Genomic DNA, 9,501 nt, shown 5'->3' on the forward strand with positions numbered 1-9,501 from the left:
TGTGGATTAGCTCATGAAGGAAGAGATTCATGGAAGGCTCTCGTTACATCACACAATCCAAAAAAATTATTCAGGATCTCAAAGGCAAATCGCTAACAGTCGAAGAGCGACGTGAGCTCGCCATTGAACTCGCCACGTTGATTCAAAAAGAAGCGCGTCGAACGATTTCCAATAAAGAAAGACGGATTCAGGCTCAGCTCGCCCGCATGATGAATGATCCGTCAGGTAAACTTTTTACTATCCATATGACAGATCAATGCTTCCGTAGCTCTAAAGTCACGCGCGTTGCAGATCAACTTTTATACCTGCTTAACAAATACGGGGTTCCTTCTTATCTTTCTTATGATAAACAGTTTCAACTACACGCTTTTAAATGGGTCGCAAATAAAATTCCAAGTATCGCTGTACCTCTCACAAAAAGAGCATTAAGAAAAGAAACAGCTGCCGTTGTTCTTCCTGGTGAATGGAGTACTCTTTCAAAACATGTTCGAAAAAGAAGAGATGAAGGAATTCGTATCAATCTCAATCGCCTGGGAGAGGCCATTTTAGGTGAAAAAGAAGCCGAAAAGCGTTTAGAAAAGTATATTGAAGATCTATCTAAGCCAGAAATTGAATACATCTCTGTTAAAATTTCCACCCTTTCAAGCCAGCTTAATCTTATCGATCGTGAAGGCACGCTTAATCATTTAGCTCAAACCTTAAGAAAGCTTTATCGCGCTGCTCAACAGTATCAATATGTCCAGCCAACTGGAATGCGCACCTCTAAATTTGTTAATTTAGATATGGAAGAATTTCGCGATTTATACCTCACCGTGGAACTATTTAAAAAAGTTCTAGAGGAACCGGAATTTCTGAAATATAAGGCTGGAATTGTTTTACAGAGTTATATTCCTGATTCCTTCCTTCTCCAGCAAGAGCTCACGGTTTGGGCTTTGAGACGAACGGCTAATGGAGGAGCCCCCATTAAAATTCGTATTGTAAAAGGTGCAAATCTAGCGGCGGAAAAAGTGGATGCCTCCATGCATGGATGGCCTCTCGCAACTTATCAAACGAAATTGGAGACGGATGGGAACTTTAAGCGGATGCTCACCTATGCAGCACAACCTGAGCATGCAAAATCTGTTCACATTGGAATTGGAAGCCACAACCTCTTTGATATCTGCTACGCCATCGTACTGACTGCTGAAAAAGATATTTGGCCTTACATGCAATTTGAAATGCTTGAAGGAATGGGAGCCCCCCTACCAAGGGTTGTCAAGGAACTCACAAATGATCTTTTGCTTTATTGCCCAGTAGCAGACAAAGAACATTTTCAGAATGCAGTGGCCTACCTTATCCGCCGCTTAGATGAAAACACGTCATCAGAGAATTTCCTTCGCTACCTTTTTAGCATGATCCCCGGAACAAAGCATTGGCAAGCACAAGCAAATCTATTCTCCTACGCTTGTCATACCATGCAAAATGTGAGCATTAATCCCAAGCGAAACCAAAATCGTTTTTTCCCACCGCAGGATCCTCCTCTCATCTCCCCTTTTTTGAACGAAGCCGATACCGACTGGTCTCTTCCAACAAATTCAAAATGGGCAGAAAATATTGCAAAAGATTGGAAAAATTTTTCTTTTGAGCCTGTTCCTCTGATGATCGCGGGAGAAATGATACATACCAATAACCCCGATTTAACAGCACACGGAATAGCCCCATCTAATCCTAACAAACCTTTATTCACATATTCCTTAGCTAATTCTTTACAAGTGAATCAAGCGATTGAAGCTGCGTTGAAAGCTTATCCAAAATGGCGAGAAACATCCTTTCAAGATCGTTCTCTTCTACTTGCAAAAGTAGCTCAAGCATTCCGCACTAATAGAGGGAAATTGATCGGGGTAATGATTGCTGAAACGGGCAAAACAATGGCTGAGGCGGACGGGGAAATATCGGAAGCCATCGATTTTATTGAATATTATCGACGTAACGCTGAGAAATTTGGACTATTTCAAGATATCTCGTGGTCTCCAAAGGGAATTGTAGTGGTTATCCCACCTTGGAATTTCCCTTGTTCTATCCCAACGGGTGGCATTGTCGCTGCTCTCGTTACTGGAAACTGTGTACTTTTTAAACCTGCCCTTGAAGCCGTATTGGTGGGTTATACGCTAGCACAGATCTTGTGGGAAGCCGGAATTGATCCACAAGTTTTACAATTTATTCCCTGCCAAGATGATCCGGTTGCAAGTGAGCTCGTGAAAGATCCTCGTGTTTCCACCATCGTCTTAACAGGCGCTACAGCAACGGCCAAACACTTACTTAAGCTAAGACCTGGAATGAATTTGGTGGCTGAAACGGGAGGAAAAAACACCTTAATCATTACAAGTTTAGCTGATCGTGATCTCGCCATTAAAGACCTCATGCATTCCGCCTTTTCGCATGCGGGACAAAAATGCAGCGCCTGCAGCTTAGCTATTTTGGAAGCAGAAGTCTACGATGATCCACTATTCCGAGCTCAACTTTGCGATGCAGTCGCAAGTTTGCCGGTTGGATCTCCCTGGAATCTCTCAACACGCATCAATCCTTTAATTCGTCCTCCAAATGAACATCTTTTAAAGGGATTAACCACGCTCGAAGAAGGGGAAGAGTGGCTGCTTGCACCCAAGCAAGATCCTGAAAATCCCCATCTTTGGAGTCCTGGGATCAAAATCGGCGTCACAAAGGGAAGTTTTACTTATACAACCGAACTCTTCGGTCCTGTTTTAGGAATCATGCGAGCAGAAAATCTCAAACATGCTTTAGAGCTGGCCAATGGGACTTCTTATGGGTTAACAGCGGGTCTGCATTCTTTAGACGAACGTGAGCAAAACTACTGGAAGCAGCATATTCAAGCAGGAAACTGCTATATCAACCGCACCATTACAGGCGCCATCGTTCAAAGGCAACCTTTTGGTGGATGTAAGCAAAGTAGCTTTGGACCTAGCATTAAAGCCGGCGGTCCCCATACACTCACACAATTTATGCATGCAGAGCAAAAAAACCTTCCTGAAAACCACGGTCAAACTCCGGCCTTCACCGCTGAAATAGTGGAGCATCTCGAAAAATCAGGATTTTCCCAGGAGCAAGTGACCCGCTGGAAGGCGGCTATCACAGACTATCAACAATCATGGACCACCTATTTTAGCCGAGACCATGACCCTTCTAAAATTCTAGGACAAGACAATCTTCTGCATTATACCCCCTATCCAAAAATGTTTTTTAGAATTCAGGATGCAGACGACTATGTGGATGGTCTACTTGTCATGGCTGCGGCACATATCTGTGGAACTCCTCTTGAAATCAGTGGAGATCAAAAACAACTCGGGATGTTAATCCAAGCGGATTGGATCAAACACTTCTCTCTGCTCACTTTAAAAATAGAAGCGGAAGAAAACTTTATCCACCGAATTTCAGAAACTCAAGACGGACGGATCCGACTGCTTTCTTCAAGTACGCCTGCTTTACTTGAAATGCTAGCAAAGAATAGCTTTAGCTTGGTTGTATCTCCTGTTTTAGCAAAAGGATATTTAGAGTTAATCAAATATCTTCGCGAAGTGGCATTTAGCATAAATTATCATCGTTATGGGAATTTAGGAGATCGTGAATTCCAGGTTTAAATAATATCCCTTTTCTGCGAAAATTGTTTCTCAGTTTTTAGTCTTTGACGACTTCGTGGAAAAAAGGATATTATGAAAAATCTTAATGATCAGCAAGTTCGCGCTATTCAAGCTTTAGAGGGTCCTTTTTTAGTGCTTGCGGGTGCTGGATCAGGAAAAACACGCGTTGTGACGCAAAGAATTGCGCATTTAATTGATGAAGGCATTCCTCCTTCCCAAATTTTGGCTGTGACTTTTACCAACAAAGCTGCCAGCGAAATGCAAAATCGAGTCAAAGAGCTCACTTTTCATTCTGTTTTAATTAGCACTTTTCATAGCTTGGGTGCACGCATTTTACGCGAATCTATTCATGCTTTCCCTCATTATTCCCGCAATTTTGTGATTTACGATGAAGAAGATGTTTTGAAGGTCATCAAAAATTGCATGGAAGAATTGCACATTTCCGACAAAAAACTTGAACCCAAAGCTTTTAAGCACTTAATTTCTCAAGCAAAGAATGCTCTAAAAAATCCCGATCAAATTAATGATTTTGACGCTGAATCAAATGCGGAGCTCCATTTCCAAAAAGTCTACGCTGCTTATCAACGCCGCATGAGTGAATACAATGCACTCGATTTTGATGATCTCCTCTACTTAACAGTTCGCCTTTTTCGGGAATACCCAGAGATACTGGCCTATTACCAAAATCGTTGGCAATTTCTATTAATCGATGAATATCAAGATACAAATGATGCGCAATATGCCATGGTCACCCACCTTGTAGAAAAAACGCATAATCTTTTTGTTGTGGGGGATCCAGATCAGTCGATCTACTCTTGGCGTGGAGCTAAAATTTATAATATCCTAAATTTTGAAAAAGACTTTCCGGGCGCACAGGTGATCCATCTTGAGCAAAACTATCGCAGCCGTAGCAATATTTTGGATGCCTCTAACGCCTTAATTGACAATAACCAAAATCGCCTTAAAAAATCCTTGTGGAGTGATCGAGGTGCTGGAGAAAAAATCAAACTATTTCCAGCTGAAACAGAAAGGTTCGAAGCGGGATTTATCGCAGAAAGAATCCAAAATTATCACGAACAGGGTATTCCTTATAACGAAATGGTGGTTTTTTATCGGACAAACTTCCAATCGCGTGTATTTGAGGATACTTTTTTACATAATGATATCCCTTATGTAATTGTCGGCGGTGTTTCATTCTATCAAAGAAAAGAAATCAAAGACATTTTAGCTTTTCTACGTATCGCAAATGAAGCTAGCGATTATGTCTCCTTTGCCCGAACAATCAATCTTCCCAAACGGGGCATTGGCGATACCACACTGGAAAAAATCCGCGTACATGCTCAAAAAAATCGGATGTCTATTCTAAGTTTTGCCCAAGCACTCATTGAGCAACAGCCCCTTCCTTTTATCTTTAAATTGAATCAAAAACAACAGGAAGGACTTAAAGAATATTTACAAGTAATTGCTCGTTTACAAGAAATTTCGGCAAAAGGAACCATTCAAGAAGGTGTGGAAGCAGCCATTAAAGAAAGCGGCTACTTAGGTCTACTAAAAGAAGATGCAGAAACCTTCCAAGATCGTAAAGCCAACTTAGAGGAACTTGTTTCAAAAGCAAATGAATGGGAAACCTCAACACCTGAACCCTCCTTATCCGCCTTTTTAGAGGAGCTATCTCTTAAATCCACCATCGATGACACCCATCACTCTAAAAATCGGGTCAATCTCATGACTATTCACAACGGAAAAGGGCTTGAATTTACTGCTGTATTTTTAGCTGGCATGGAAGAGGATTTATTCCCCCATGCCAATTCGAGAGGAAATTTTGATGCACTCGAAGAAGAACGCCGCTTGTGCTACGTGGGAATGACTCGAGCCAAAGAATATTTATACCTGACTTTTGCACGCAATCGCCATTTATGGGGAACCATACGCTCTCAGCGTGCCAGTCGCTTTTTAAGTGAAATTCCACCCAATTTTATTGAAAAAATAATCTTAAACCGACGACCCGACAGTTACCGGCCGCCCATACCAGAATATAAAATGGTTGAACCTGTTATTGCTGTAGAAGAACCTGAATCCCTTGAAACAGGTGACACAATATTCCACAAGGAGTTTGGAGTAGGAAAAATCAACAAATCTTACCAAGGCTCTATAGGACTTACTTACCAGATCTTCTTTGTTAAAGATAACCGCGAAAGAACGCTTGTCGCAAAATATGCTAAGCTGAAAAAATTATAATAGCGTGTTTAATACATTAAAAGGGACTGATATGACTGCTCTTGATTATAGTTTAGTGACACCTCAATATAGCCTTTTGATTGAAAATTATGTAAGACAACGATTAGGTGATTTTCGAGTGTTATGTGAAACGATCAGGGTACTGATTCAGTACATGACATTTGAATCATGGGAAGATCTTTATCGGCGTATAGCTGTCAGATACCAGTTGAATATCTCATAATTGCAAGTCGTGTTCCCGTAGGTTTGATTGTATTTTGTGTTCTTTAGCAAATTCCTCGATCTTCAAAAACAGGCTTCAAAAGAGCTTATGGGTTTACCTTGTAAAAAAATTAATTCTTCTAAAATTGACATGTTATTTTGTTTCTGGCGGGAATTACTGTTAAAAATAGCGGGCTAATGGTCCGTTTTTATAGGGGCAATTCCACACCTGGACAAATGCTTAATCGTATTGCGGATTTGCTTATCGAGCACTTTTCTATCGGTAATAACGATAACACTATCAAAGAGATGGACGTTCTTCAATTGTTAGAAATGCCCTATTTAATTGCGAAACATGCTACAAATACTCTTTGTTCCTTATTTCAGACTAATATATCGTTAAAATTTTAAAAAAAATAAAGATGCAAATGAATTTTTTTCTTATATATGCAATGAAACTAGCCGGCATTATCGCTGAGTCGATTGTATTCTCATACGCCCTATCTTTTCCTATTTATGATTTTTTAAATAAAATGAAATCCACCGAAGAAAACCAAAAACGAAAGGCTGTACAATGGTTGATTTTTTCCGTTCTCTTTCTGTTAACAGGGTATGTTTATTCTGTACAGCTGTTTCTTTTTCGCTAAGTACACTACCGATCCAAGCAGCTCCTCCGATAACAATTGGCGATATTGTCTACGCGGTAAAATTGCAAAATCTTGCTGAAAAGATGAAGAAATATGCTAATCGTTCAGACAACTCCAAACTCATTAAAACTATGTTTGAGTTTAAGCAAGAAGCTGAGGCGTGTCTTAACGCAAAAATTAACATGGATGAGATGTTAAATATGGGCTCCCTTCTTGTTTTTTTAAATATCTTGCTTCTTTTTAAAAAATCATTCCGTGTAATGTCTTAGAACCCATTTAAAATCTTTTTAAAGGAAGAACTACAAAGGCCAGATTTAAGCTGGTATTAAGCTTTCTCTCGCAGTTTTTCCATAACCTTCTGCATTTTTCCAGCCAGCTGTGGTTATATGAATTACATGAGGTAATCCTTGAGTGTCTACGGGGCTATGTACGTTTTATGCCTATGATCTTTTTTCCGACATCATATCCTCTATTTTCAGCTATATCCGTATACTTAATGTTTTGTGCATCAATTATTATAAAACTGGTTTTCTCTTTCCGACCACTGTTTTGACGACCTCTCCAACCATTTTTTTTAAAACTTACTCGAGGATATTTTCAGAGTTATGATAATCTTTTTGATTCCATGGACTAAAATAATAATAGCAAAGTTCCCATTTAGACGACTCTTTGGGTAACATACACCACTGACAACCACTTTTCAAAAAATAACCTTCTTAAAATGATGGAATTTATTTACTCACCTTACGCATTAAAGATTGAAAAGAGTGTTTTGAAAGTATAAATTTCTTTCTGAAAAATGGAAGAAAAATGCCTCAAGACATTCTAGATATCTATACTGACTATCTGATTTGTCAAAACCAACATGCAACAGCTATTGGACTTTCAAACCTTTTGGAAGGAGAGATTAGTCATGACCAGATTACAAGATTTTTAAATCGCAATGACTACGGGTCAAAAGATTTATGGCAATATGTCAAAGCAGATGTGCGTAGGCATGAGCAAACAAAAGGAGGAGTATTGATCATCGATGATGCAATTGAGGAGAAGCCTTATACAGATGAGAACGAAATCGTCAGCTGGCTCTTTTCTCATGCAAAAGGACGCTGCGTTAAAGGGATAAACATTTTATCATGCCTGGTTGGTTATGTTGAAATAGCTCTTCCAATAGGCTATGAAGTTATTAGCAAAGACTTGCATTTTTGCGATGTAAAAACAAGAAAAGAAAAAAGACATTGTTACAAACGATTTAGACAGCGATGCTGACCGAATTTATGAAGTCTACCAAAAAAGGAGGCGAATAGAGGAGTATCACAAATCGATAAAGCAAAACGCAAGCCTTGAGAAGTCACCAACAAAGGTGGTTCGCGCTCAAAAGAATCACATTTTTGCATCAATTGTGTCTTTTTGCAAGCTTGAATTTTTGAAAATTAGGACCTCATTGAATCACTTTGCTTTGAAATACAAGCTTATTTTGATAGCAAATCAAATGGCTTTTCGAGAACTAAAAATTTTACGTGAGAAAGCTATGAGTGGTCGCGGTAGGAATATCCCCCGCACAGATCCGTACGTGCAGAATTACCGCATACGGCTCTTCCCTCAGATAGTGACACCAAATCGTTCGCTCGGATATTTATGACAGATTCGCGGTAAATGTATCCATCGGTCCATCAGCTTAGTCATTTTCTCCCATGTAATAGCAGCTTTCTGGCTTCTTCTTTTAAGAGATTGTTTCCATTTCTGCGCTATTAAATGTCCAAAATCGTTCATAGCCTCATAGCTTCCAGGTACTCCATAGTATCTAAAGTGTCCTGTTGCTACAGCCTTTAGCCATTTACCGGTGCATTGGATAGGTTCATGCATACGTTTCTTGAGTTCATCTTTGACTTCCTCCAGTTTCTTATGCATTTTCTTCTTAATCGTTTGCCTCCAGATTGTAAACTTTCCATTCTTTCTTGTCTTTCCACATATATGTGTGAAGCCTAGGAAATTGAACGTCTCTGGTTTTCCTTCATTTCGTTTCTTCTTGTTTTCTGACGCAAAGCGCCCGAATTCAATTAGTCATTTATGAGAGCAAGACAAGTGCTTTTAATGGAAATTTAGAAATGCTTTTTGAATTTTTAACCATATCACAAAACCTTTTCATAAGTGACATGCTTGCTTACGGTCTTGATCGGGCAAATGAAATCTTAAAACACAATAAGGACCTGAATAAAATAATGATTATTCAGCTTATTCATTAGGCAATCGCTACAAAATAGAAGATTTTTTTATACCTTGCTTATTTGCCGCAGAAAGATTAGAAACCATATCCGAGCAACAACAACCTTCACAAGTCGAAATGACTGTTGATTGGAATGAAATTCCTAAAGAAAATTATCCAAAATTCCTCTCACTGGCAGTCAATCATCGTTTAGATAAAATTACACAAAAGCTTTGCCTAGCTATTAATCACCATTTTTTTCCAAAGACCTCAGAAAAGGGCAAGGAAAAGGTTGGTTTACCAGGAAAAATAACGCCCTAAGTTTTGATAGCAGTATCCAGCCCTAAGGATGTAAATTTAAAGGCTGTTCCATCAAACAGCCCCTTGTCACTCAATTTTAAAGAGGGAATGACCAAAAGGGCCATAAAGGAGAGTGTCATAAAAGGTGCATGCAAGGGACTTCCAAGTTGTTTCACTTTTTCATCTAATTGTGCATAACTTTTATCTACCTGATAGCCATCTTGATGACTCATAATTCCGGCAATAGGGAGCGGTAAAACATCGACCGAATCCTGAT

The 9,501-nt window shown here is 39.4% G+C and carries 7 protein-coding genes and 2 pseudogenes; 6 read left to right on the forward strand and 3 right to left on the reverse strand.

The annotated features are described in order from the left end of the window. Positions 1-29: 29 nt before the first annotated feature. The 4 genes from AB7E63_RS03470 (at position 30) to AB7E63_RS03485 (ending at position 6,990) form a co-directional block, all read left to right on the forward strand. Positions 30-3,635, forward strand: coding sequence for a bifunctional proline dehydrogenase/L-glutamate gamma-semialdehyde dehydrogenase (locus tag AB7E63_RS03470; protein WP_006340435.1), 3,606 nt, complete (start codon positions 30-32; stop codon positions 3,633-3,635). Positions 3,636-3,707: 72 nt separating this feature from the next. Further along, entirely contained in the window at positions 3,708-5,873 is a 2,166-nt protein-coding gene (locus tag AB7E63_RS03475; protein WP_006340436.1) for an ATP-dependent helicase, read from the forward strand. A gap of 31 nt (positions 5,874-5,904) precedes the next feature. After that, on the forward strand, positions 5,905-6,096 hold the full coding sequence (locus AB7E63_RS03480) for a hypothetical protein (RefSeq protein WP_080502580.1): 192 nt from the start codon (positions 5,905-5,907) through the stop codon (positions 6,094-6,096). A 552-nt stretch (positions 6,097-6,648) separates the two neighbouring features. Continuing rightward, the gene (locus AB7E63_RS03485; protein WP_036745951.1) at positions 6,649-6,990 is read left to right on the forward strand and encodes a hypothetical protein; all 342 of its coding nucleotides are present in this window, start codon (positions 6,649-6,651) and stop codon (positions 6,988-6,990) included. Positions 6,991-6,997: 7 nt separating this feature from the next. Here AB7E63_RS03485 and AB7E63_RS03490 read toward each other — a convergent pair. Continuing rightward, positions 6,998-7,431: pseudogene (locus AB7E63_RS03490) on the reverse strand (transposase); the annotation flags it as partial. 100 nt (positions 7,432-7,531) lie between these two features. On the opposite strand from AB7E63_RS03490, the pseudogene AB7E63_RS03495 reads away from it, so the two are divergent. Continuing rightward, a pseudogene (locus tag AB7E63_RS03495) lies at positions 7,532-8,237 on the forward strand (transposase); the annotation flags it as partial. A gap of 83 nt (positions 8,238-8,320) precedes the next feature. Here AB7E63_RS03495 and AB7E63_RS03500 read toward each other — a convergent pair. Beyond that, the gene (locus AB7E63_RS03500) at positions 8,321-8,629 is read right to left on the reverse strand and encodes a hypothetical protein (protein WP_013925711.1); all 309 of its coding nucleotides are present in this window, start codon (positions 8,627-8,629) and stop codon (positions 8,321-8,323) included. Between the two features lie 433 nt (positions 8,630-9,062). On the opposite strand from AB7E63_RS03500, the gene AB7E63_RS03505 reads away from it, so the two are divergent. Next, the gene (locus tag AB7E63_RS03505) at positions 9,063-9,245 is read left to right on the forward strand and encodes a hypothetical protein (RefSeq protein ID WP_006340444.1); all 183 of its coding nucleotides are present in this window, start codon (positions 9,063-9,065) and stop codon (positions 9,243-9,245) included. Here the strand turns inward: AB7E63_RS03505 and AB7E63_RS03510 are convergent. Then, positions 9,242-9,501: adenine deaminase C-terminal domain-containing protein (locus AB7E63_RS03510; protein ID WP_428418724.1), on the reverse strand; the 260-nt coding region annotated here is incomplete at its 5' end. The genes AB7E63_RS03505 and AB7E63_RS03510 overlap by 4 nt on opposite strands.

The sequence above is a fragment of the Parachlamydia sp. genome (genome assembly GCF_050255895.1).
Classification (GTDB): Bacteria; Chlamydiota; Chlamydiia; order Chlamydiales; family Parachlamydiaceae; genus Parachlamydia; species Parachlamydia acanthamoebae.